A 24,142-nucleotide genomic window follows, 5' to 3' on the forward strand; every position below is an offset into this window, starting at 1 on the left:
ATCCACCTAAGTTTTCAGTAACTAATTGAGTTTTTTAAATAACTCTATCATTTAATTTAAATAGTTGATTTAAAGAGGCATAGAAGGTCCGTCCATCTAAATTCAAATCAACTTCAATTCCAGATGAAAGAAGAACTCTTTTTCCAACCTCTACTGTTTTAAAGCCTTCACGTGTGTTTTGTATTTTATTTAGAGGAATCAAAGACACAAGAATTTCTGTACCATTTTTAGATTTTGCAATTAAATCATTTATTTTTAACAATTTACATCCTAAATTCAAACTTATTAACAATCTTAAAATTAATTTTAAGAGAAAATAAAAAGCACTAATTAGTGCTTTTCTTTTTACTATTTATAGTTACTTATACAGCAACAATATTTATAGCATTTGGGCCTTTTTGACCTTGTGCAATACTGAATTCAACGGGTTGACCTTCAGCAAGAGTTTTGAAGCCAGAGCTAGCGATTTCGCTAAAGTGAGCAAAAACATCTGGGCCTGATTCTGGCTGAATAAAACCAAAACCCTTGGCTTCATTAAACCACTTAACAGTACCTTTCATAACATTTGAATTAGACATAATAAATCCTATTTTTTAAAAATTTAGCCATTTTATTGACTATTCTGTAACATCGAAATAATAAAGAATGGAGCTTAAAATCTGAAAAAAACGAAGGATTATGACTAATACTGCGGTACTTAGAGAAGATTTACCAAACATGACTTTTTCTAGTTAAGTTTATTGTACACCCAAAACAAAAATAATCAAGTTTTCTTATATGTATATTAATTTTATTTATAAAAGTTCTTCATAAATGCTTATAGTTATTAAAATTTAATGTTAAAATTTCATTTATTAACTTACACTTACGATTATTTTTGCTTTATTATTTCTACAAATAAATAATTCTTTTCATTTCATGACATATCTAATATACAAGTCTCTAGAGATAAATGTTACAATATAACAATTAAACAATGAGTTTTTCATGACAAATCAATATCTTAATAGCAAATTCTATGTTTTAATTTTGGTCTTATTTATATCAATTATGACGACTAATGTAATTCATAATGATTTTTCTGATACTTTATTAACTGTAATCAACAGTTTTATAATTATAAAAATCTTACATGTATTATTTATTCAACTCTTAAATACAATCTTTGAAATATGCAATCCATAGTCCTTTAAAGTTATAAAATTTCTACAATTGTCTTTTGTAATTTCATCTATATTGATAAATTAATAGTTGCCCTTATCATATCTAATTTGATGTAGATAATCATTCTTATTTTGTTTCATATCAGATAACAAAAATTTATTGAATAATTGATTTCATAATCATGGGAATATACAAATTTCAATGATTATTTCTTTTAAAATTTTATGTTCACTCAAAATAATTTCTATATATTGGGTTCTTTTCAATCAGAAAATTTCATCTGTTCCAATTTGTGCCCATTAACTTCAAATTAAATTTGCTTTGCCTTTTGTAACGCCCTTGTTCTTGGTTTATTTTATGGTTTTCTTTTTTGCTAAGAATATTATATTGGTTAATTTCCACATTTCGATCATAAAAGAGCTCACCTTTAGACGAGCTCTTTAAGTTATTTATGACAAAGAACTATTTATAATTAAAAAGCTTATCAGTCATGCTTTTATCAACTTTACTTCTATGTCCGTTCTCAAAATATCGATCTACATGACATCTTTTTGTATTTGTATCACAAAATACCCCATTAGAAAGTGTAAATGCTGATGTGTCAAAATTGCTTTGTGAAAAAGCTTTACTCGCTTTCTTAGTCCCTAAATATTTGGCCGTAAGGGATTTTGATACACCTTTCTTATCAGCACAAATATATTTATCACAAATCACACCTTTTTTAGGTGAAAAAACACTAATGCTTGTTTTTGCTATCACTGAAGAGCTGATGATTAAACATGTGCAACCAATGAGATTAAGAAATCCCTTATAAATTTTCACTTTTGATCCTAAAAAAATAAAGCAAAATTATAAGTTCAATCTGATTAAGGATAAACAATTATTACTTTTAAACTAATATATAAATAAAAAATTACATTATTGAGTATTGATGAACTTGTCAAAAAATAGATTAAAATTTAAGATTTTCAAGCATAATCTGTATTTGAAATATCTCAACTTAACAAAGCTTTCTGATTCCCAGTTTAAGCGTTATACAGGCATATCTCGTTCAACATTTTCTCTAATGGTTGAACAAATGCAGATGCAAATTCCATCTAAAGGCAGACCACCGAAACTGTGTCTTGAAGATCAAGTACTACTCTGTTTAAGCTATTGGAGAGAATACCGAACCTTATTTCATGTTGCTGCAAGTTACGGTGTATCAGAGCCAACAGCTTCCAGAATTGTTCGTCAAGTTGAAGTTAGTTTAATCCAGTCAGGTTTGTTTAATTTACCCAAAGATATCCCCGAAGGTGAAGGTATAGACTGGAATTTGGTGATTGTAGATGCTACTGAAACTCCAATTCAAAGGCCTAAAAAAACAGAAAAAAAGCTATAGTGGTAAGAAAAAGACTCATACGCTTAAAGTACAAGCGATCATTCACTGTAAAACTCAGCAAATACTAAGTTTATGCATGAGCAAAGGCGCTGTACATGACTTTGAACTGTTCAAACGCAATCTGCATTTAGTCCCAACAAATTCATTTATTCTGGAAGATAAAGGTTATCAAGGGATTTATACTATATATCCCAATAGCTTGTTACCGTGCAAGGCTAAAAAACGTTGTGAATTAGATCCTTTACTAAAAACATATAATCGAGAAATTAATAAAAGAAGAATAGGGATTGAGCATGTATTTGGAACATTAAAGACTTTCAAAATCCTTGCAGAGCGATATCGAAATAGATGGAAAAAGTTTGTCTTAAGGTTCAATTTTATTGCAGGAATTTATAATTTAGAACTGAGTAAAAGTGAGTTATGAAAGAAGTCTATTTCAGAAGTAACATCATTAACAATAGAAATAAAAATACCAAGATTCATAGTGCAATTTCGAATTGCATAAAGAATTGTATCTACAATATCTACTACTTCATCTGAAATTTGACTTCATCAACTGAAATAGAGGTTTTGTAGAGGGCTTTAATTACATCTACATAATGTTGGCGTTCTTCACGTGTCATTCATTTTCTCCTGACATAAAAAACCGCCTTTCGGCGGTCATGGTGAATCCATCAAACTATTTGACGGATAAAATTTATTTTTAGTTAATTTTATTTAAACAAAAACTTTGAGCACTACTGCTATCTTTATAATTAAGCTGATTATTGAAACAAGTACAATATTGTCGGGACTTTGTATATTTTACACTCTCAGGAATATTTACTCCTATACATTCCTTTTCAATACCGCCAGATTGAGATAATTGTAATTCACCTTTAACTAATAAAATAAAAAAACCAATACAAATAAATATGACAAATAGAAATAAATATTTATTTTTCATGATTATCTCAATGCAATGAACTCTAGGTCGATACTACTAAATTCAGCCTGTTAATTGAATTATAATTTATAAGCTTTAGAAAATAAAAAAGCCCACTAAAAGTGAGCTTTAAATTTAAAACTATTGAAAATCATATTCTTACTGTAAAAGTAAAAATTCTTGTTCTTCTGTTGTTTGATTCATCCCAAATTGCAACATTGAATCTTGGATTGCCTTTAACATTAATGTTCTATTAGCAGGATTAGACTGATCTATTTCGTCCCAATTATGAGGATTCCGACCATTTTGTGAAGAAATTTGATCTGATTTAATTTTCAAACTTTCTAAAGTTTTCTTAATAAATAAATAACCTTTTAACTTGTCATCCTTAAACACCTTTGTGCCATCTAGGTATGTTCGGTTTATTAAATTTGGCGGAAGATTTAGTTGACCATTTGTTGTATCAGAAAGTACGGCTAATCGACTCCATAATTGATTGTATGGTACTTCATAAACCTCTGCTGTTAATTTTTTTTGTTCTTTTGGCAATGGAGTTAGGCCATCTCCATTTTGAGTACCCGATTGCAAAAGACTTTCAGCCATTTAGCCATTCCTTCAAGGTACCAGCCACCTTTAAATTGATTATAGTCATATTGATAAAGATGAAAAATTTCGTGCGTTCCTGTAACCCAATAATCTCCAGTAAAACTCTCAATATTATTTCGAATATATATGTTAAGAGCACATTTACCTTCTTTGGTTGGTTTATTAATAAATATTGAAGGATTTTCATACGCTACACCATTGCCAGTTAAAGCTGTTAAATGGATATCAATGAATTTTGCCGCACCCGCGTATCGTTCACTATTTAAAGGATGAACAAATCTAAGGCTAGTTAAAGCTTCTGTAGTCGCATTAGCTTGTATTGCTACATTTTCAACATAGTCTGGAATACCATTATTATTAAGATCAGTTTGATTTGGTATGTAATCAGCATTACTTGGATTTGATGAGTAGAAAATTCTAAACTCACCTGATTTATAAACACTATTTAAAGTAGGAAGTGTTGATGTTGACGTACCACATGTTACAGCCGCATATATATGATTAGACATAAATGCTAGCACTAAGCCACTTAATATATTTTTCATCTTTTTACCTTTTAATAATTTTGAGCTTGTCTCATCCTGAATAAATAATTAACAAGAATATATGTAAAATATTTAACCTATATAAATCAAATAATTATTCCATCTTCTAGTTTTAAAATAAAAGCAACATAGATAAATTTCAATATTCATGCGTATTAAAGTAAATAGAAATGAGTAAATAAACTTCCATATAATTTGAATATAAATTTTTTTAATAAACAACAGTTAAGTATAGTGTTTTAAATTATCTAAATAAAAGTGGTCTTAGGTTACTGATCTCACCGTTTACTCATATAATTTCCAATTTTTCTACAGTATTATAATATCTGTTTTTATTTGTATTTCTAAAAAGCAAAAAGCCCACTTAAAAGTGAGCTTAATATCTAGCGGATTACCATAACTTTGCCCACTATAACAAGAAATATGCCATATACCCTGTGCAGGGTCAAGCAGTGTGCTTTATATTGAATAAATGGATACCTCACATTTAATGCATCTAAGCCACACTTCACATCAAAACAAGCATCCCTTTCTGCGCGAGCAATAACTGGCATATCCACTGTACCTGATTTAATAACCATTTGGGGCCATGAACTGCTATAAAAATATCGATCAACTATAGCATCCAGCCATTCATCCAATGCTTCAGATTGACCTTGCATATCTAAGATCAGTCGCCGTACTGCTCTTGCTTCATTGTCTGATATCTCACAACAATGCTTGTTCTTCTTGGGGATTAAGACTTTTGAATCATCATTAATCCAATCAGCAATAACACGCTCTCTATGCTCTGATTATTTAGGTATGGACGCATCCTTGAGTGGGTTACTACCTAACCATATTTTTGTTTCTATGCACCATGCAAAGAAGCCTTGAAACATTATTAGATCACGGCGAACAATTGCCCTCCTTAACGGTTTCTAAACGCAATTCCCTCCATTTAACAAGCATTTCTTTATCTACATTTATCAAAGCCTTTGAACAGTCCATATTTTTTAAAGATGTAATTTATTCTGGTGATTTCTTGGGATGCACCTTTTTTATTTATAGATACATTTTCTCGATATTCAATCAGAGCATCTTTAAAAACTATATGTTTAAAATTTTGCACCTTTTCATTTTTCAAGGTGACCTCAAGTTCTTTGGCCCAAGCTTTTGCATCTCTTGCAGTATCAAAAGTTTTCGATTTAGGTGGATGGGGTTTTATTCTAACTGTTGCTGTTACGCTGCCATTTCGCTTTTAAAAAATTGCCAGCTTGTTACCCTAGAATTAATAATTCAGTTTTAAGGAAAAAAAGCCATTGTCTGTTATTTTAAAAGATTTAACAAAGGTAAAAAAACGCCCCTGTTGGGGCGTTTTATATTTAAACAATGTAAGAATTAAGCTGTCAATTCTTTTACAGCGCCAACAACTGCTTCTGTGGTAATACCAAAGAATTGGAACAAATCTTTGGCTGGTGCAGACTCACCGTAAGTTGACATACCAATGACTTTGCCGTCTAAACCTACAAATTTCCACCAGTAATCTACATGTCCAGCTTCAACTGCAACACGTGCACGGATATTTGATGGTAATACCGCTTCACGATATGCAACATCTTGCTTAACAAATTCTTCCGCACATGGCATAGACACCACACGCACACCCTCAAGTTGTGCATATGCTTCCATCGCCAATGAAACTTCTGAACCGGTCGCAATGATGATCGCTTTTAATTCACCTTTTTCTTCAGCCAATACATAACCACCTTTCACAACATTCTCAATCTGAGCTTGAGTACGTGTTTGGAATGGTAAGTTTTGACGAGAGAAAATTAACGCTGTAGGGCCTTCGTTACGTGTTAAAGCAGATTTCCAAGAAATAGACGCTTCAACTGTGTCGCATGGACGCCACGTATTTAAATTTGGTGTACCACGTAAAGATGCAATTTGCTCAACAGGTTGATGTGTTGGACCGTCTTCACCTAGACCAATCGAATCATGGGTATAAACATGGATCACACGTTGTTTCATCAATGCAGACATACGAACTGCATTACGAGCATATTCCATAAACATAAGGAATGTAGCTACATAAGGAATGAAACCACCATGCAATGCTACACCATTGGCAATTGCAGTCATACCAAACTCACGCACACCATAATGTACATAGTTACCCGCAGGATCAGACTCAACCCCTTTCGCGCCTTTCCAAAGTGTAAGGTTTGAACCAGCCAAGTCAGCAGAACCACCTAAGATTTCAGGTAGTAAAGGGGCAAATGCTTGAATCGCATTTTGGCTTGCTTTACGTGTTGCAATGGTTTCACCTTTTGCATTCACTTCAGCAATATAAGCATCCGCTTGTGCCAAAAATTCTGCTGGCAAGTCACCATTGACACGGCGTTTTAACTCAGCCGCTTCTGTTGGGTATTTTGCAGCATAGGTTGCAAAAACGTCATTCCAAGCAGCTTCTAAGGCTGAACCCTTTGCTTTTGCATCCCAAGCTGTATAAACATCGGCAGGAATAACAAACGGCTCTTCTTTCCAGCCCAATGCTTCACGAGTTAATGTAATTTCATCATTACCTAGTGGCGCACCGTGGCAATCTTCTTTACCTTGTTTGTTTGGCGAACCTAAACCAATAATCGTTTTACAGATAATCAACGTTGGTTTCGAGCTTTCTGCACGCGCAGCAACTGTTGCAGCTCGAATTGCATCTGCATCATGACCGTCTGCACGAAGTACTTGCCAACCATAAGCTTTAAAGCGTTCTTCTGTATCATCAGAGAACCAGCCTTCTACTTCACCATCAATAGAAATACCGTTGTCATCATAATAAACAACGAGTTTTCCAAGACCTAATGTTCCAGCAAGTGAACATGCTTCATGGGAAATACCTTCCATTAAGCAACCATCACCCAAGAAACAGTAAGTGAAGTGATCTACAACTTGAATATCTTCTTTATTAAATTGTGCTGCTAAAGTTTTCTCAGCAAGTGCAAAACCTACAGCATTGGCAACACCTTGACCAAGTGGACCTGTTGTCGTTTCAATCCCTGGTGCATAACCTAATTCTGGGTGACCAGGAGTTTTAGAATGTAACTGGCGGAATTGTTTAATATCTTCAATAGAAAGATCATAACCCGTTAAATGAAGCAAAGCATATTGCAACATTGAACCATGACCATTTGACAATACAAAACGGTCGCGGTTTGCCCATTGTGGGTTGCTTGGATTATGGTTTAAAAATTCACGCCATACGACATCAGCGATATCTGCCATCCCCATTGGAGCACCTGGATGTCCAGAATTAGCTTTTTGCACAGCATCCATAGCCAATACACGAATTGCGTTAGCTATACGACGTTCATTCAGCGGGGTTGTCATAAATCAGAGTCCAATAAATTAAAATATAGGAAGATGAATAGAAAATTCAAAAACTGGGATGTATTGTCTTAAAAAAAGCGATCAGGGTAAAGACTTAAGTCTATATTTATCCGCTTAGGTTGCAAATTAATTAAAAAATATACTGAATAGTCTTAAATCAACGTTAAAAACGGTCTTTTTTCTTATTCACATCGAACATATCAACATCAGCAAAACAAATTTGATTATGTTTAAGCGATGCAGTTACATTCGGACATTCTTTCACCATCCAATTCAGTCTAAATTTTGAAAATTTCATGCTGATCATTATTCAATAGAACAAGATCTCGCTAAAGCGTTTCACGTGATAAAAAATCATGATAACTTGAATTCAAACTGCCACACTTTTGGTGATTTGCCCAGAAACAATACCCAATCGCAATCTTTTATCAATTTTACTCATGAGCATATCAATTAAAAACACATGAAAATGAATTTAATTCATGCATTTTAGTCAGGTAATGCTAGTCCTCAGGCTGAAGTCGATGTAACATATTGCGTCTTTATAAATTACTGTGATAGGACTTTCATGCGCGAGTATGCTGTTTTTACTTCGGAATCTGTGAGCGAAGGCCATCCAGATAAAATGGCTGACCAAATCAGTGACGCTATCTTGGATGCAATCTTAAAAGAAGACCCATACGCTAGGGTTGCATGCGAAACATTAGTAAAAACTGGTGCAGTCGTTCTTGCAGGTGAAATTACAACGACTGCAAATGTCGATTTTGAAACTATTGTCCGCAATACCGTAAATGGAATTGGCTATCACCATACCGATTTAGGTTTTGATGGTTCAACTTGTGCTGTGATTAACATGGTGGGTAAACAATCACCTGAAATTGCACAAGGTGTAGACCGTCAGAAACCAGAAGACCAAGGTGCTGGTGACCAAGGTTTAATGTTTGGTTATGCAAGCCGTGAAACTGATGTGTTAATGCCAGCACCGATTTCATATGCACATCGCTTAATGGAAAAACAAGCTGAATTACGTCGTAACGGCGCACTACCGTGGTTACGCCCCGATGCAAAGAGCCAAGTAACATTTGCCTACGAAAATGGCAAACCTGTTCGCTTAGATGCAGTTGTTCTTTCAACTCAGCACGATCCTGAAATTTCGCAAGCCAATCTTAAAGAAGCTGTGATTGAAGAAATCGTGAAAAAAATTATCCCTGCTGAAATGTTCCATGCAGGTACTAAATTTCACATCAACCCAACAGGGTTATTTGTGATTGGTGGTCCAGTGGGAGACTGTGGTTTAACCGGTCGTAAAATCATTGTAGATACTTACGGTGGTATGGCGCGTCATGGTGGCGGTGCTTTCTCGGGTAAAGACCCATCAAAAGTTGACCGTTCTGCAGCGTATGCAGGCCGTTATGTTGCAAAAAATATTGTTGCAGCAGGTTTAGCGGATAAATGTGAAATTCAAGTGTCTTATGCAATTGGTGTTGCTGAGCCGACTTCCATTTCGATCAACACATTTAATACCGGTAAAGTATCTGATGAATTGATTATCCAATTGGTTCGTGAGCATTTTGACTTACGTCCATACGGTATCACACGTATGCTTGACTTGATTCAACCAATGTATAAGCAAACCGCTGCTTATGGCCATTTTGGTCGAGAAGGTTCAGATACTGCATTTACTTGGGAAAAGACAGATAAAGTTGAAGCGCTTAAAGCTTCTGCAAATTTGTAATTCTAGCCTAAGATCTAAATCTAAAAAAGCTCGCAAATGCGAGCTTTTTTATTGAATTAATGTTATCGGGATGAATACCTCAAAATTTTTCCTCCTCTACACCACTGAATTTCTATATGTTAAATATCCTATCGATATTTATAACTTAAAACAGCTCTAATGGTTTGTTTATTTTAATCATTAGCATGATCTAATTTTATTGTTTTTTAAAAAATCAAACCTTTATACAATTAAACCTACCATCTACACGTACATGAATTATTGACCATCTGATTTAGAATCTGGCTGTAACACACTCAATAAAGAAACTTGTGCTGGGGTTTCTGTATTGTGATTTTGCAAATAAATATGTCCCACTTTAAACGTTACTGCTGCAATCAAACAAGCAACAAGACAAAACGTCCATAATCCATATGGGCTTTTAATATGTTGAGAGCCACATTTTGGACAAACTTTTTGTGTTGAACTGACCGCTTCATCACAACAAGCACAATGATATTGTAGAATCATATTCAGATCTCCTTTTAGGCACTATTATTGTTTTTAATTATTACACTACAATTATATCCATATATGTAATGCAAAAAATCTGTTTCTTTTTTTAGTGTACATGATTCGCATCTTTTGACAAGACAAATTTGTTTCAATATATTCTTATATAAATTCAACAACTTAAATTTACATAATAAAAATAAATGATTATAAATCAATACTATCTAATTGTGGATCATTCATTCAATATTCTGTATCACACTGATTCAGGCTATAATCTACGAAGTGAAAGAAATTGTTTTGGAGATTATTTTGGTACAGCTGATTAAAAAAGGCGGATTAAGAGAACGTGCAAATCGCAGTCGTAAATACACGCAATCTGAGAATAATATGAAAACCTTAGATCCGCATCGGTATACCACTCAAGATCCGAACCACAGTCGCAATGATCAACCGTCACAAGAACAGCTTTTAAAATCTCAACCACATCCTGACCATTAAAACATTTTCAAAACATCGACCCACAGGAAAATAGCAAATAATAAGAAAAAGCTTCCTGAAACAATATCGATATAACTTCCAGATTTTTGATAAATGCGCTTAATTTTAGGAATTGACATGATCATCATCAATAGGCTGAAAACTAAAAATGTTTGAATGGGAATAATCACTGCCAATTGCGGTTTTAAATCTGCACCTGCTGTTGAACTCAATGCCAATGAAAAAACACTACTGAAATAAATCACAATCTTAGGATTAGCTAAATTGGTATAAAGCCCTAATAGAAAATAGTTTTTAGGGGGTTGCTCGATCACGCCATCTAAATTGGTATTTTGTTTAAGTGTTGCAATGCCGCCTCTCAACATTGCATAGCCCATTTTGGCAAGGAACAGGCCTCCGATCAGCATCAAGACCTGTTGAATCCACGGCCATTGTTCCAATAAAACCGTAAAACCAAGCAAAGTTAAAGCAACCCATACCACCACACCGGCAGAGATGCCTAGAATGATTTTTAAAGTATTGGCACGTGTTGTCGATGCTGAGCTTTTAGCGACAAGTAATACATCTGGACCAGGACTCAACTGTGCAACAAAGTGTAGTGCACAAATAGTCAATAACATCGACATAATAAAATCTTAGAAATTGTGACTCAGTGATTATATCGTTTGATCAAAAATATGTTTAAGAAATTATGCTTGCTTTAGGGTTTGTTGACATTTCATAAATGGCTTGCGTTGTAGGTTAAAATTGAGCATGAGACGTATACGTCGTAAAGCATGAAGAGAATAGCGAGACTATTTTCGAGTTTCATAACGAAGGCTGAGATAATTTTAGCCATAACCCTGAGCAAGAACAAAGCACGGCTTTGTTTGCAGCGCAAGGCGCAGCGGGGACTAGCGTGTTTTTTGCCTCTACGTCGTTACCTTGCGAAACGATGTTTCTTATCATTTAGAATGACTAAATTTCGTATTTCGTGCCTAGTATCGCCTAAAAAAACTCATAGTCGCAAACGTAGACGAATTGTCCACAGACCCTATGATTTCAGGCATAAAAAAGCCGAATCATTGATTCGGCGTTCTATTCAACATCGTAGACTGTATTTTACTTTTTATTTATATCTTTCAATTCAATTTGTTTATGCTGCGGTTCAACTTCATGCGCTTCACCATCAATAATGGTTGAATCACGATGTTGCCCAGATTGCTGGTTTTGCATATCCTGCATTTGACGCATCAAATCTGCAAATGGGTTTTGACCTTGAGCACCACCCATGTCCCCCATTCCACCCATCATATTGTTCATCATGGCTTGTTGCTTTTTCGCCATATATTTCATACCTGCATTTTTAATTGCATTCTGTACAGGTGGAAGAATAACCAGTAGCGCCAAGACATCGGTGATTAAACCTGGAATCATCAACAAAATACCCGCAAATGCTGTCGCCATTTTTTTGGCAATTGCAGGATCATTCCCCATCATTCCTGTCATTTGCATTTGTTGTAATTGCGGCATAATTGTTGCGGTACTTGAGCGCAATAAGTTTAAACCAATTACAAAAGCAATGATAAACCAGAAAAATACGTACCAACCGCTAATGAACTGGGCTACACCAATCCATACAGCAATTTCAAGAATCGTACCAATTAAAATAATAGGAAAAAGTTTCATCGAAACAAGGCATCTCAAAGATAAATTAAAAGTGAGCTTGAAAATTCACATATAAAAACAATGAATTTCGTTGCTTCTATCATTTATATGGGCAGTTAAAAAATTTTAAAGGGTAATTTTGTGTTCTAACAGCGATTTTGTATATTTGTGCAATTTATTGACTAAGGTTTTACAAATAATGAGCACCCTCGCACTGTGCTTATAGGAAATAATACTGATGTGTACTTTGATTATACAACTAAGTGAAAATTTTACTTACAATTCATTTTTAGAATCATATAATTGAAGCAAGACTTACGATAAGCAGTATTATGCCTTTAATTATTGGAATTGACCCCGGTTCACGCTTAACAGGTTATGGCATCATTGAAAAAGATGGTCAAAAACTTACTTTTGTTGATGCTGGTACAATTCGCACTGAAACAACTGAAATGCCTGAGCGACTCAAACGAATTTTTGCTGGAGTTGAACGCATTGTTCAGTTTCATGGCCCTACAGAAGCTGCTGTAGAGCAAGTATTTATGGCACAAAACCCTGATTCTGCTTTAAAACTTGGGCAAGCGCGTGGTGCTGCAATTGCCGCATTGGTCAATTTAGACTTACAAGTTGCAGAATATACAGCTCGTCAAATTAAACAATCTGTTGTGGGCTATGGTGCTGCAGACAAAGAACAAGTTCAGTTGATGGTGATGAAGTTACTCAACTTATCAATCCAACCCCAACAAGATGCTGCCGATGCACTCGCTGCAGCAATTTGCCATGCCCATGCTTCTGGCAGTATGAGCAAACTAGCTGTACTGAATGCTTTAGGCGGTATGGCTCGTGGGCGGAGTCGCAATAGTAGTCGTCGACGTTAATTTATATACTCCACCAAAACGCCTCGCTCTACCCATGTCTAAGCCCAAGCTATATCAGTCATAAAGGTGAATTCAAAGCGTTTTTATTTATTGAGATGGTACAGCCCATCTCAAGTTAAATAAGGCAAAGTATCTTTTCGAATCTCACGAATACTGGGCTGCTTCGTATAGGTTGCAATTAACATTTTTCCAGAAGTTCTTAAATTTTTCTTCTGTTCAGAATCAACACGAATCAACACCAACTCTTCAGGGATACGTGGATTACTCCCTTCTCGACATATTATGAAATTTTGATTCCGTTCAAGAATGGTATAACTTGGAAATTCTTTTTGCAACTTTGCTTTAAATGACAAAGACTTATCTTCTTTTTTTCCACTATCGAGTTGGGTATAAATAATCAATACCAAACACGCAGCAAATACAATTCCAACAACTAAATATTTATCAATCATGTAATTTCACTCGAATATACTTCTGCTGTTTTTCATTATACTGATAAACATGGGTTTCATTTATAGGCACAATTTTAGCGATATCACCAACATAGATTTGTTGCGTACCAGAATAGTGAATTTCAATATCGTACAAACCCTCATGCTCAGTGCTTAAAAAACGATAATCAGCTTGTGTATTGTAGATTTTATCACTTCCTGTCACTTCATTGTCATTCCCAATTTCTGCAACTTCCAATTTGACCATTGCAGGGTTTTCATCAAATGGGATGATATAGAGCGTGCTCGTTGAATAGCCTTGTCGACTATAGGCTTGTTCTTCAACATAGCCTTTTATTCTCGGACCAATTTTTCGAATATTTTTAACTATATTTTCAGTCGGATAAGGCAAATAATTAAAATCTGCATTCATCCAACTATTTTCATCCTGACTCTGGCTCACTAACTCAAATTGACCTAAAGCATTTTTCTTAAATAGGTAGATTTTAGTAAATGTTGCGCATACACCACAAAAGTTTAGTAGTTCATTATTTTTATCTATCGAAACTTCTGTCGTACTTATAAGATAGCGCAACTCATTTTGAGCATTTTGATAAGCACTCGCAGGGCTAAATACAATTACAGCATCATCACGATCAAAGACATGGGTATATTCGGGATTTTTAATCCCGACATACTGTATGTTACTCTGATCTAATTGAGGGATTTTGACATATTGGATCTGTTTTTGATAAAAAGACTTCATCACAGTTTTAAAGTCCAAATTTTTTAAAGCAATCTTATTCTTATTTGTCACAGCATCTACTGGTTGTGCGACAAGCTCAGTATGAATACCGCAAATCAAAATACAGCTTAATAAAATTTTGTTGATCATCATATGTAATATTGATTGATATCAGTATGTGGTTGCTATTCTAAATAATCTCTTTAACGAATCATCTTAAAATCAGTATAGTCTAAACCATGATTAAGGTTTTGTTGTTCAATACTGCTCACTTCAGCACGTAACGGACCAACATAGCAATGACGAATCAAACTTAAAATCGCTTGTTCATCTCCGATCACAACAGCTTCAACCTCTCCTGTAGTTAGGTTTTTCACATAACCTTTTAAATTCAATTGTAAAGCTTCTTTTTCAAACCACCGACGGTAACCTACAGCTTGAACTTTACCACGAATTAACAATTTAACCGCTTTCATCGCAAACTCACTCCTCACAATGATTGACCACATAGTACACAGCATCACGCATTTGCTGTGCCTGTAAACCGCGCATACCGTTTTTTGCGAGCCTATCACCTGCCAAAGCATGCAAGGTGACAATTTCATGTAAATGAATATTTTCATCAAACTGTGCTTTTAAACTAGCAATCATTCCTGCAAGAACATCCCCCATTCCACCAGTGCCCATGCCTGCATTCCCCGCAGTACAGATCCATAAATGTTTTTCTAAAATCAAACTTCCAGAACCTTTAAGTACCCACTGGCCTGAATATTTTTGCTGAAGTTTTTGAATCGCAGCAATACGATCATGTTCAATTTCTGCCACTGAGCAATTTAATAATTTAGCAGCCTCACCAGGATGAGGGGTCAGGTAAGTTCGTTGATTGAGTTGAACAGCTTGTTCAGCTAAAAACCATAAAGCATCAGCATCTAAAACCACCTGTAGCTGTGGGTTTAATTGAATAGGTGAAAACCATTTTGAAAATTGTTGTTTTGCCCAAGCATCACGTCCTAAACCCATGCCAAAACTAACAGCATCCACATGGCTTAATAAATCTTGAATATCTAAATCATTTAAAGCATTGATATCTCTCAGCATGATATTAGGAGAGCGTGCCAGAATTGCAGTGTGATGTTTGGCATGGCATACAATCGTGACTTTTCCTGCACCCGCACTAAATGCAGATTCAGCAGCCAACATGACTGCTCCCCCCATCTCTGCATGCCCACCAACTACCAAAACATGCCCATAGCTGCCTTTATGACCAAACGCTTGGCGTTGTGGCAATTGGATCTGTTTGGGTGACAACTGTGCGACTGCTTTTAATTGCGAGTCTACTGGGACGACTGAAATGAGCTCAATTTGCCCCGTATATTCTCGACCTTGTCCTGTAAACAAACCCGCTTTAAGGCCTAAAACAGTCAATGTTTGATCTGCTTTTACCGCCACAGGTAAAGGTTGTCCTGTATTGGCACTTAAACCGCTCGGAATATCAATGGCTACTTTTAAACCTGATTGGGTATTATAGTGTTGAATAATCGATTGCAATGCATCATCCAAATCACGATTTAAACCAATACCAAACAATGCATCAATATGACAATCAAACCGCTTTTGGATATTAAAATGTGGATGGATTTTGAGTTGATCTGCCTGTGCTAATTCAATTGCCGCCTTCAACTGCTGAGAATGCCCTGCTTCAGTTGCAAATATTTCGACTTGATAACCGTATTGATGCAAATAATGAGCAACACAATAGCCATCACCAGCATTATTTCCCGCACCGCACCACAGCGCAACAGTAGTAATTGGGGGAGAAGCTTGTTGAAACAAAATATTTAAGTGTTGCGCAATCGACCAAGCCACCTGTTGCATTAAACCAAAAGTGCTATTTTGCTGAGCAAACCAACGCGCTTCCCATGCTTGTATTTCACGGCTGTGATAAACTTGCTGATGCATCATTCTGTCCTTTTCTTCTCACTATTTTATAGCGCATTGATTCATTATGTCGGCAACTTTAACTTCGCAATCCATTCCCTTGCAACAGCTTGATCTTCAAGAACTAAAGTCTTGGATCAAACAAAAGGCTTTGCAACTGGGCTTTGCTGATTGTGTCATTGCTCGTCCTGATGCTCAAGCTGAATTACCACGATTTAAAGAATATTTAAAACGCGGATACCATGGCGATATGAAGTTTTTAGAAGAAAATTTAGAAAAAAGAGCGGATCCCACACTACTGGTTCCAGGCACGAAAAGTATCATCTGTGTACGAATGAACTATTTGGTTGAAACACCAAAACCACGTTATGTCCCAGATGAACCCAATTCAGCCATTATTGCCCGTTATGCACGTGGACGTGACTATCATAAAATCATGCGTGGTCGGTTAAAAACCTTGGCAACCCTCATTAAAGAAAAAGTTGGTCCGTTTGAATCTCGCCCCTTTGCGGACTCGGCACCAGTATTTGAAAAATCACTGGCAGAAAGTGCAGGAATGGGATGGACGGGTAAACATACTTTATTGATTCATAAAAAATCGGGTTCCTTTTTTGTTTTAGGTGAATTATTTACTTCACTTGATTTACCCTTTGATGAACCGTCAACGCCTCATTGTGGTTCATGTTCAGCCTGTATCGATATTTGCCCAACACAAGCGATCGTTGAGCCGTATATGCTGGATGCGCGTAGATGTATCGCCTATTTAACCATCGAATATAAGGGAATTATTCCTGAAGAGTTAAGACGTGGTATTGGTAACCGTGTTTTTGGCTGTGACGATTGTCAACTGATTTGTCCTTGGAACAGTTTTGCCAAAAAAGCCTCAATTGAAGACTTTAATCCACGTTATGGCTTAGACAATATTAATTTATTAGATTTATGGCAATGGGATGAGAAAACCTTCCTCAACTGTACTGAAGGAAGTCCCATCCGACGTACAGGCTTTCAAAGCTTTATGCGCAATATTGCAATCGGCTTAGGTAATGCACCGTATTCAGCCCAAATTATTACAGCTTTGACCCAAAATAGAGCCCTACATGATGAAGTTGTGCAAGTCCATATTGATTGGGCTATTAAAGAGCAAAGCTCTAAACAAGGCTAAATTCAAGCTCATTTATGCCCTTAATTTGTGCCAAATTATAATTTTCAGATCGTTACAAAGTTCGTAATTTTTGAATATTTTAATAACCAATACACTGAAGTTAACAAAAATTAAAGTTAAAATTTTGTGAGTAAATCACAAGAAATGTGATTAACTTTGCAACTATATTTATAATTTTAGTTCTCTATACTCTTGATCATTTTAATCGTAAGATACCATCATATTTGTACTTTTTTGCCCTATAGAATTGGCATGAATTATGTATTATATACAGGGATAGATAATGATTATCATGGATTTAATTAATGACAGTACGTAATGACTGGGCTCGTGAAGAAATTCAAGCTTTATATGAACAGCCTTTTTTAGACTTAGTTTTCAAAGCACAGCAAATTCATCGTGAACACTTTGATGCCAATACCATCCAAGTCAGTACTTTACTTTCAATTAAAACTGGTAAGTGCCCTGAAGATTGCAAATATTGTTCGCAATCTGCACGCTATGATTCAAAATTAGAAGCTGAAAAACGTATTGCGGTTGATAAAGTAATCAGTGAAGCAAAAGAAGCCATTGAATCAGGTTCTTCGCGTTTTTGTATGGGTGCAGCATGGCGAAACCCACATGAGCGTGATATGCCTTATGTCCTCGAAATGGTGCGTGAAGTTAAAGCCTTAGGTTTAGAAACCTGCATGACACTGGGTATGCTTAACCAATCACAAGCTGAACGTTTACATGCAGCAGGCTTAGATTATTACAACCATAACTTAGATACGTCTCGTGAATACTATTCACATATTATCAGCACCCGTACTTTTGATGATCGCTTAGACACCTTGGATCATGTTCGTAATGCAGGTATGAAAGTCTGTAGTGGCGGTATTGTTGGACTGGGTGAAAATCGTAATGATCGTATTGGATTATTACATGAATTAGCAACCTTGCCTGTTCATCCTGAATCTGTACCGATCAACATGCTTGTCCCAATTGAAGGTACACCACTTGCAGATGTTGAAAAACTTGATGTCACAGAATGGATTCGTACTATTGCGGTTGCGCGTATTATCATGCCACACAGCTATATCCGTCTTTCTGCTGGCCGTGAATCTCTCACTGACTCAGATCAAGCTTTAGCCTTTATGGCAGGTGCAAACTCGCTATTTAGTGGTGAAAAATTATTAACCACACCGAATGCAGGCGAAGGTAAAGACAAACAACTGTTTAATAAGTTAGGTTTAAAAGCAGAAAAAGCCAAACCAACAGTGGCTGAGCTTTCTGTCGATGCTATGGCGAGTTAATTCAAAGTTTCGTGAACACCACTTCAAAAAAAAGGGGTGTTCGCGTTTCCCATTTGATTCTTTTTATTATACTTTCTATGATTACGTCACTACAACTTACTTTACATTTGTTAAATAATCATCACACTATTCTTTTTTTGCATTTGATCTACGATATCATCTGTGACAAAGCCAAGTCGCCAATACAGCAATTGCAGTACATCTAGTTCATCTTGCGTAATAATTCGATCATTCCACAAACAAATTTCAGCCACGCCCAAAATACTTAGGCGATCACGTAATAATAACCCTGCAATATCATTTAAGATTTCTCCCAAATCAATAGGTTCATCTGAGATTTCCTCAAACAGTTCTAACTCATCCTTAGACAAAACCCGTTCTAAAATCTCATAACGTACATCAAGCTGATTGGCACTGTTAATTTGCTGTACGTGCAGTAATGCATCAATCAAGCGCACAATTTGCGGCTTCACCGTTTCCAATGATGAGGGTGTATGCATCGGCAGCAAATGCAATTCAGCCTTTACACGTTCAATCAGCAATGCATCTAACAAACCAATCTCGCCATCTTCTTGAATAATTTTCGCTAGCTTGGTCACAAATTGACGTGCACTGGTCGCAGGCATATTACCAAGATTTTCACAGGCATCATGGAAAATTTGAATATGCACCCGACCATCTAAATTCAAAAGTGAGTCAATAATTGCACGACTCACCTCTGCATCAGATGGAATAAATTCGCGATACTGTCGAATCATTAAGATGGCGACCATCACCTCACGAGAACCCGTTGCTGTTTGCATAGCGCGCTGAATCAAGTCAGAACGCTCAATTTGACGGCGTACTTCTGGATTTAAAGGCTTAATTGCATCGTTTAAAGCAAAACTAATCGGCGATAATCGTAACAGAGGTAGCGGCTGTGGAGATACCCACGGGTTATAAACATCCCCTGTTGATTCTTCCAAAGGTCGCAACAAACTAAATAAAGGCTGACTGCGTAATTTTTTTAAATTTTCGAGCTGTAAATCCTGTAATAGTGTTGGATTTAACTCATAAATACGGTCTTCAATACTTGGATGGATATTTAACCAACTTTGCGGACTTAATGAATTAGCAAAACACATATGCGCAATGGCTTCTGAAAACTCACTATGAATTTGAGAACCTGCGTGATGCACATAGATCCGTAATAACGTTTGTACATTGGCATTATTTAACAATAACTTTTTAGTTTTATAATCGTTATAAAAAGTACGCCCCCCTAAAGTGAAATATTTAATCAAACGATTAATTAAAATCCCCATACTACCTAACAGCCAAATCACGCCACCAACAGCAACAAAACTGGTTTCAAATTTATGCTGATTTCCCTTGGCGTTATAACGATTAAAACCCTGTTTTGCGATTTTACTTCCCAACTGGCTAAAGGTAATTAAACCACTATATAAAATTTTAAGTCGGGTATTTTCACGTGCTTCACCTGACAAAATTTGATTAAACTCATGACCGAGCAAACCATAAAGTTCTAATTCATCCAAGTTCTGTAATGCACCCCAAGTCAGGATAATCACTGTATCTCTTGGATGGAATCCAGCAGTTAATGCATTAACCCCAACTTCATCTGGCAAAACATATAATGTAGGTGCATCAATTTCAAAAGTCTCCGCAAATTTATCTGCTAGTTTTAATGCTACACTTTCTTCAGGTGTGCTTTCAATTTGACTTAAACGACGGGCTTTTAATTGCTTTGCAAGTGAATGACCACCTGTACGGAAGACATAAAATTCATATGCGATTGACCATCCAATAATGACAATGATCAAGCCTACACAGTATGGGCTGAGAATATTCCACCAAATCTCTTGATCTGGGTCTGCATAGTGAACCAGCAACCCTAAAACAGTATTTAGAATAAAAATCGTCAAAATGACCGCAAGTAAACAAATACTTGCAGACCACAACATATTTTTGTTTTTTATCAAATAATGACTGACATCTTTCAATGTAAAATTCCTCATTACATTGCAAAATACTATAAATGAAAAAAGCGGGAACTTCCCGCTTTTTCTCAATGTAAATCAAAGTTGATTACATTTCTTCTTTGATACCACTCAAATCAACAGATGCAGCATCGATATTGACATCAATATAACCATCTTTCTCTTTTTTAGCAGTATCACTACGACTTTGCTCCAGATCAGTTAAATATTGTTCATCAATATCACCTGTCACATAAACACCATCAAACACTGAACAATCAAACTCTTGCACTACAGGAACCTTACTGGTTCTTACTGCAGCTTTTAGATCATCCAAGTCTTGAAAGATTAAACGATCGGCGCCAATGATTCCCTGTATTTCTTCGACACTACGATGTGAAGCAATCAATTCTGCTTTTGCTGGCATATCAATACCATACACATTTGGATATTTCACCATAGGTGCAGCAGAGGCAAAATAGACTTTTTTTGCACCAGCATCACGTGCCATTTGAATGATTTCATTACAAGTCGTACCACGTACAATCGAATCATCAACTAACAAAACGTTCTTACCTTTAAACTCAAGCTCTACAGGGTTGAGTTTTTGACGTACGGATTTGGTACGTTGTTGTTGGCCCGGCATAATAAAGGTACGGCCAATATAACGGTTTTTCATGAAACCTTCACGGAATTTCACACCCAGCATATTCGCCAACTCTAAAGCAGAAGTACGACTTGTATCTGGAATTGGAATCACCACGTCGATGTCATGCATATCACCCCATTCATGAAGAATTTTCTTCGCAAGGGTTTCACCCATTTTCAAACGTGCTTTATATACCGAAATACCATCAATTATTGCGTCTGGACGCGCAAAATAAACGTATTCAAAAATACATGGGCGGTAGCGCGAATTTGCAGCACACTGTTGTGAAAAGAATTCACCTTTTGAATTGATAAAGATCGCTTCACCAGGCTCAATATCACGCTCTACCTTAAATCCTAATGCTGTTATTGCAACAGATTCCGATGCGATGATATATTCTGTTTCACCATTTTCAGTTAAACGTGAACCATAAATAAGTGGACGAATACCATTCGGATCACGAAAACCAACAATGCCATGCCCTGTGATCATTGCAACGACGCCATAAGCACCTTTACAACGCTCATGCACACGTTTAACCGTATGAAAAATATCATCAGGCATTGGCGTTAATGATGCACATTTTTGCAATTCATGAGCAAAAACGTTTAACAATACTTCTGAGTCTGAGTCCGTATTCATATGACGTAAGTCAGTTTTGAATAAGTCATCGTGAATATCAGCTGCATTGGTTAAGTTACCATTATGAGCCAAAGTAATCCCATACGGTGAGTTTACATAGAAAGGCTGCGCTTCTGCACTACTTGAAGAACCAGCAGTTGGATAACGCACGTGACCAATACCATAGTTACCGAGTAACGCACGCATGTGGCGAGTATGAAATACATCACGTACCATACCATTATCTTTTCTTAGAAAAAGACGTCCATTATGACAAGTCACAATCCCAGCCGCATCTTGCCCACGATGTTGTAACATCGTCAACGCATCAAATAACATTTGGTTTACAGGTGCTTTACCTGCTATACCAACGACTCCACACATAACTACCTCGCAGACCAGCTAGGACTAATAAAACGGATTCTTTGTCGAATGTGCTGATTTTTCATCGTTTTGAATATCCGATGATCGATCAGTCTTCGTTACAGAAGCATCATCGGAACGATCTTCTGAATGTATATGATGTAATGCTTCATTTGCAGCATCTTTAGAGATTTCAGATGCCAAAGGTGCAAATGGTAAAAGCGTCTGAATGAATTTGGATTGTTTCCAAGTTGGAGAACTTTCAACCCACGGCCCTAAACCTTGCATAGTAATGAGGACGATGAACAAACCTTTCAAGGCACCCAAAGCACTTCCAGCTAAACGATTTAATGGACCGAGTTTTAAAGTTTTTAAAATCTGATTAAGTAAAGCAGTGACAATCCATGTTAAAACAATAATGACCAAGACAATAAAAGCAAATGCAGCAATTTTCTGCACCACAGGATCCTGACTGAGTGCAGACATTGAAGGTGCGATGATATTGGCATATTTGGCACCGACAATCAGTGCAAATATCCATCCTATCAAGTTCGCAAAGGCTTTCACGAATCCTTGTCGCAAACCGTTTAGCCCTCCAATGAGCAATAGAATCAGAATAATAATGTCTAAGGTATTCATATTTTAAATCATAGCGTCAACACAGTCTTTAATGAGTATAGGACCTGTATAGATCATACCACTATAAATTTGGACTAAGCTTGCGCCGGCTTGTTGTTTTGCAACAGCTTGTTCACCAGATAAAATTCCACCAACACCGATTAAAGGAATTTTCCCCTGCAAAATTTTTGAAAAAGCCGCCAAACATGCCGTGCTCTTTTCAAATACTGGCGCACCGGATAAACCACCCGCTTCATCACCAAATGGTAAACCTTCAACCCCCTCACGGGATAATGTTGTATTGGTCACAATCAATCCATCAATTTTAAACTGCAACAATTGTGATGCAATAAATTCAATATCTGAAGCTTCTAGATCTGGTGCAACTTTCAACACTAAAGGAACATAGTGTTGCAATTCTTCTGCCAACTCTAACTGACGTTTTTTCAGTGTTTCCAAAAGTTCAGTGAGGGCATGGCCACTTTGTAAAGAACGTAAATTCTTGGTGTTTGGAGATGAGATATTAACAGTAATATAAGATGCGTAGTTATAAACTTTTTCAAGACAAACTAAATAATCAGAAACTGCATCTTCAACTGGTGTTGTGGCATTTTTACCAATATTGATACCAAGAATGCCTTTAAATTTTGCGGCTTTAACATTCTCAACCAATTGATCCACACCATCATTATTAAACCCCATACGGTTAATAATTGCTTTGGCTTGGGGAATACGGAAAAGGCGTGGCTTGGGATTGCCCTCTTGTGGTTTAGGCGTAATGGTTCCAATTTCAATAAAACCAAATCCTAAACCCGCTAAGGCATCGATATAAGCGCCATTTTTATCTAGTCCTGCTGCTAGGCCAACTGGATTTGGAAACTCAATTCCCATGCAAGTGACTGGTTTGGCAGCAACAGTTTGACGAATCGCCCCCATTCTATGGGCAGATTTAAGCATGGATAATGTGAGTTCATGTGCACGCTCTGGTGCTAAAGAAAACAACAAAGGGCGAGCAAGTGAATACATCATAGCTACAAAAGTCTACTGCTTTTTAAGTTGCCATATTATAGGCACAGTATGTTGAAAAGGCTATGCTTG

The 24,142-nt window shown here is 36.3% G+C and carries 27 protein-coding genes; 7 read left to right on the forward strand and 20 right to left on the reverse strand.

Annotation, left to right across the window (positions count from 1 at the left end; genetic code table 11):
• Positions 1-34 precede the first annotated feature (34 nt).
• The 3 genes from WFN33_RS17150 to WFN33_RS17160 form a co-directional block, all read right to left on the reverse strand.
• The gene (locus WFN33_RS17150) at positions 35-262 is read right to left on the reverse strand and encodes a hypothetical protein (protein WP_336954224.1); all 228 of its coding nucleotides are present in this window, start codon (positions 260-262) and stop codon (positions 35-37) included.
• Between the two features lie 100 nt (positions 263-362).
• Positions 363-578, reverse strand: coding sequence for a cold-shock protein (locus tag WFN33_RS17155; RefSeq protein WP_336954225.1), 216 nt, complete (start codon positions 576-578; stop codon positions 363-365).
• A 1,048-nt stretch (positions 579-1,626) separates the two neighbouring features.
• Positions 1,627-1,956, reverse strand: a complete 330-nt coding sequence (locus tag WFN33_RS17160; protein ID WP_419327821.1) for a YcgJ family protein — start codon at positions 1,954-1,956, stop codon at positions 1,627-1,629.
• 286 nt (positions 1,957-2,242) lie between these two features.
• On the opposite strand from WFN33_RS17160, the gene WFN33_RS17165 reads away from it, so the two are divergent.
• Positions 2,243-2,545, forward strand: a complete 303-nt coding sequence (locus WFN33_RS17165) for a transposase family protein (protein ID WP_336954227.1) — start codon at positions 2,243-2,245, stop codon at positions 2,543-2,545.
• On the forward strand, positions 2,493-2,969 hold the full coding sequence (locus WFN33_RS17170; RefSeq protein ID WP_336954228.1) for a transposase family protein: 477 nt from the start codon (positions 2,493-2,495) through the stop codon (positions 2,967-2,969). Before WFN33_RS17165 ends, WFN33_RS17170 begins: the two co-directional genes overlap by 53 nt.
• 279 nt (positions 2,970-3,248) lie before the next feature.
• On the opposite strand, the gene WFN33_RS17175 is transcribed toward WFN33_RS17170, so the two are convergent.
• The 6 genes from WFN33_RS17175 to WFN33_RS17200 all read right to left on the reverse strand — a co-directional run bounded on the left by WFN33_RS17175 (position 3,249) and on the right by WFN33_RS17200 (position 8,288).
• Positions 3,249-3,491 carry a hypothetical protein gene (locus tag WFN33_RS17175; protein WP_336954229.1) on the reverse strand — a complete coding sequence of 81 codons (243 nt, stop codon included), beginning with the start codon at positions 3,489-3,491 and terminating at the stop codon, positions 3,249-3,251.
• 138 nt (positions 3,492-3,629) lie between these two features.
• Positions 3,630-4,073 carry a hypothetical protein gene (locus tag WFN33_RS17180; RefSeq protein ID WP_336954230.1) on the reverse strand — a complete coding sequence of 148 codons (444 nt, stop codon included), beginning with the start codon at positions 4,071-4,073 and terminating at the stop codon, positions 3,630-3,632.
• Complete coding sequence (locus WFN33_RS17185; protein WP_336954231.1) at positions 4,025-4,621, reverse strand: hypothetical protein; 597 nt, start codon at positions 4,619-4,621, stop codon at positions 4,025-4,027. The genes WFN33_RS17180 and WFN33_RS17185 overlap by 49 nt, the downstream gene beginning before the upstream one ends.
• A 383-nt stretch (positions 4,622-5,004) precedes the next feature.
• On the reverse strand, positions 5,005-5,283 hold the full coding sequence (locus tag WFN33_RS17190; RefSeq protein ID WP_336954232.1) for a hypothetical protein: 279 nt from the start codon (positions 5,281-5,283) through the stop codon (positions 5,005-5,007).
• Between the two features lie 718 nt (positions 5,284-6,001).
• Positions 6,002-7,990 (reverse strand): transketolase, encoded by a 1,989-nt coding sequence (gene tkt, locus WFN33_RS17195; protein WP_336954233.1) that lies wholly within the window; start codon positions 7,988-7,990, stop codon positions 6,002-6,004.
• A 163-nt stretch (positions 7,991-8,153) separates the two neighbouring features.
• Positions 8,154-8,288, reverse strand: coding sequence for a hypothetical protein (locus WFN33_RS17200; protein ID WP_336954234.1), 135 nt, complete (start codon positions 8,286-8,288; stop codon positions 8,154-8,156).
• Positions 8,289-8,558: 270 nt separating this feature from the next.
• On the opposite strand from WFN33_RS17200, the gene metK reads away from it, so the two are divergent.
• Positions 8,559-9,725 carry a methionine adenosyltransferase gene (metK, locus tag WFN33_RS17205; RefSeq protein ID WP_004719464.1) on the forward strand — a complete coding sequence of 389 codons (1,167 nt, stop codon included), beginning with the start codon at positions 8,559-8,561 and terminating at the stop codon, positions 9,723-9,725.
• A 258-nt stretch (positions 9,726-9,983) separates the two neighbouring features.
• On the opposite strand, the gene WFN33_RS17210 is transcribed toward metK, so the two are convergent.
• On the reverse strand, positions 9,984-10,235 hold the full coding sequence (locus WFN33_RS17210) for a hypothetical protein (protein ID WP_336954235.1): 252 nt from the start codon (positions 10,233-10,235) through the stop codon (positions 9,984-9,986).
• Between the two features lie 294 nt (positions 10,236-10,529).
• Between WFN33_RS17210 and WFN33_RS17215 the strand changes: the two genes are divergently transcribed.
• Positions 10,530-10,718, forward strand: coding sequence for a hypothetical protein (locus WFN33_RS17215; protein ID WP_336954290.1), 189 nt, complete (start codon positions 10,530-10,532; stop codon positions 10,716-10,718).
• On the opposite strand, the gene WFN33_RS17220 is transcribed toward WFN33_RS17215, so the two are convergent.
• Both WFN33_RS17220 and WFN33_RS17225 read right to left on the reverse strand, forming a co-directional pair.
• On the reverse strand, positions 10,715-11,344 hold the full coding sequence (locus tag WFN33_RS17220) for a LysE family transporter (RefSeq protein ID WP_166782296.1): 630 nt from the start codon (positions 11,342-11,344) through the stop codon (positions 10,715-10,717). The genes WFN33_RS17215 and WFN33_RS17220 overlap by 4 nt on opposite strands.
• A 475-nt stretch (positions 11,345-11,819) precedes the next feature.
• The gene (locus tag WFN33_RS17225) at positions 11,820-12,386 is read right to left on the reverse strand and encodes an FxsA family protein (protein ID WP_336954236.1); all 567 of its coding nucleotides are present in this window, start codon (positions 12,384-12,386) and stop codon (positions 11,820-11,822) included.
• Between the two features lie 311 nt (positions 12,387-12,697).
• On the opposite strand from WFN33_RS17225, the gene ruvC reads away from it, so the two are divergent.
• Positions 12,698-13,243 carry a crossover junction endodeoxyribonuclease RuvC gene (ruvC, locus tag WFN33_RS17230; RefSeq protein WP_336954237.1) on the forward strand — a complete coding sequence of 182 codons (546 nt, stop codon included), beginning with the start codon at positions 12,698-12,700 and terminating at the stop codon, positions 13,241-13,243.
• 110 nt (positions 13,244-13,353) lie between these two features.
• Here the strand turns inward: ruvC and WFN33_RS17235 are convergent, their stop codons facing one another.
• Genes WFN33_RS17235 through WFN33_RS17250 form a run of 4 tightly spaced genes read right to left on the reverse strand, consistent with a single transcriptional unit; the run spans position 13,354 to position 16,378 of the window.
• Positions 13,354-13,695, reverse strand: coding sequence for a hypothetical protein (locus WFN33_RS17235; RefSeq protein ID WP_336954238.1), 342 nt, complete (start codon positions 13,693-13,695; stop codon positions 13,354-13,356).
• Entirely contained in the window at positions 13,688-14,572 is an 885-nt protein-coding gene (locus WFN33_RS17240; RefSeq protein WP_336954239.1) for a hypothetical protein, read from the reverse strand. Before WFN33_RS17240 ends, WFN33_RS17235 begins: the two co-directional genes overlap by 8 nt.
• 50 nt (positions 14,573-14,622) lie before the next feature.
• Positions 14,623-14,895 (reverse strand): acylphosphatase, encoded by a 273-nt coding sequence (locus WFN33_RS17245; RefSeq protein ID WP_336954241.1) that lies wholly within the window; start codon positions 14,893-14,895, stop codon positions 14,623-14,625.
• A gap of 7 nt (positions 14,896-14,902) precedes the next feature.
• Entirely contained in the window at positions 14,903-16,378 is a 1,476-nt protein-coding gene (locus WFN33_RS17250) for an NAD(P)H-hydrate dehydratase (RefSeq protein WP_336954242.1), read from the reverse strand.
• Positions 16,379-16,424: 46 nt separating this feature from the next.
• On the opposite strand from WFN33_RS17250, the gene queG reads away from it, so the two are divergent.
• On the forward strand, positions 16,425-17,519 hold the full coding sequence (queG, locus tag WFN33_RS17255) for a tRNA epoxyqueuosine(34) reductase QueG (protein ID WP_336954244.1): 1,095 nt from the start codon (positions 16,425-16,427) through the stop codon (positions 17,517-17,519).
• A gap of 305 nt (positions 17,520-17,824) precedes the next feature.
• The gene (gene bioB / locus WFN33_RS17260) at positions 17,825-18,814 is read left to right on the forward strand and encodes a biotin synthase BioB (protein WP_336954246.1); all 990 of its coding nucleotides are present in this window, start codon (positions 17,825-17,827) and stop codon (positions 18,812-18,814) included.
• 110 nt (positions 18,815-18,924) lie between these two features.
• Here the strand turns inward: bioB and WFN33_RS17265 are convergent, their stop codons facing one another.
• From WFN33_RS17265 to WFN33_RS17280, 4 genes are all read right to left on the reverse strand, one after another.
• Positions 18,925-20,817 (reverse strand): M48 family metalloprotease, encoded by a 1,893-nt coding sequence (locus WFN33_RS17265; RefSeq protein WP_336954247.1) that lies wholly within the window; start codon positions 20,815-20,817, stop codon positions 18,925-18,927.
• 85 nt (positions 20,818-20,902) lie between these two features.
• A complete protein-coding gene (purF, locus tag WFN33_RS17270) occupies positions 20,903-22,447 on the reverse strand; it encodes an amidophosphoribosyltransferase (protein ID WP_336954248.1) in 1,545 nt (514 codons plus the stop codon).
• A gap of 24 nt (positions 22,448-22,471) precedes the next feature.
• A complete protein-coding gene (locus tag WFN33_RS17275) occupies positions 22,472-23,065 on the reverse strand; it encodes a CvpA family protein (protein ID WP_336954249.1) in 594 nt (197 codons plus the stop codon).
• A 3-nt stretch (positions 23,066-23,068) separates the two neighbouring features.
• Positions 23,069-24,073 carry a quinone-dependent dihydroorotate dehydrogenase gene (locus WFN33_RS17280; protein ID WP_336954251.1) on the reverse strand — a complete coding sequence of 335 codons (1,005 nt, stop codon included), beginning with the start codon at positions 24,071-24,073 and terminating at the stop codon, positions 23,069-23,071.
• Between the last annotated feature and the right edge of the window lie 69 nt (positions 24,074-24,142).

Origin of the sequence: Acinetobacter sp. AS167, from assembly GCF_037152175.1 — a bacterium.
Lineage (GTDB): Bacteria > Pseudomonadota > Gammaproteobacteria > Pseudomonadales > Moraxellaceae > Acinetobacter.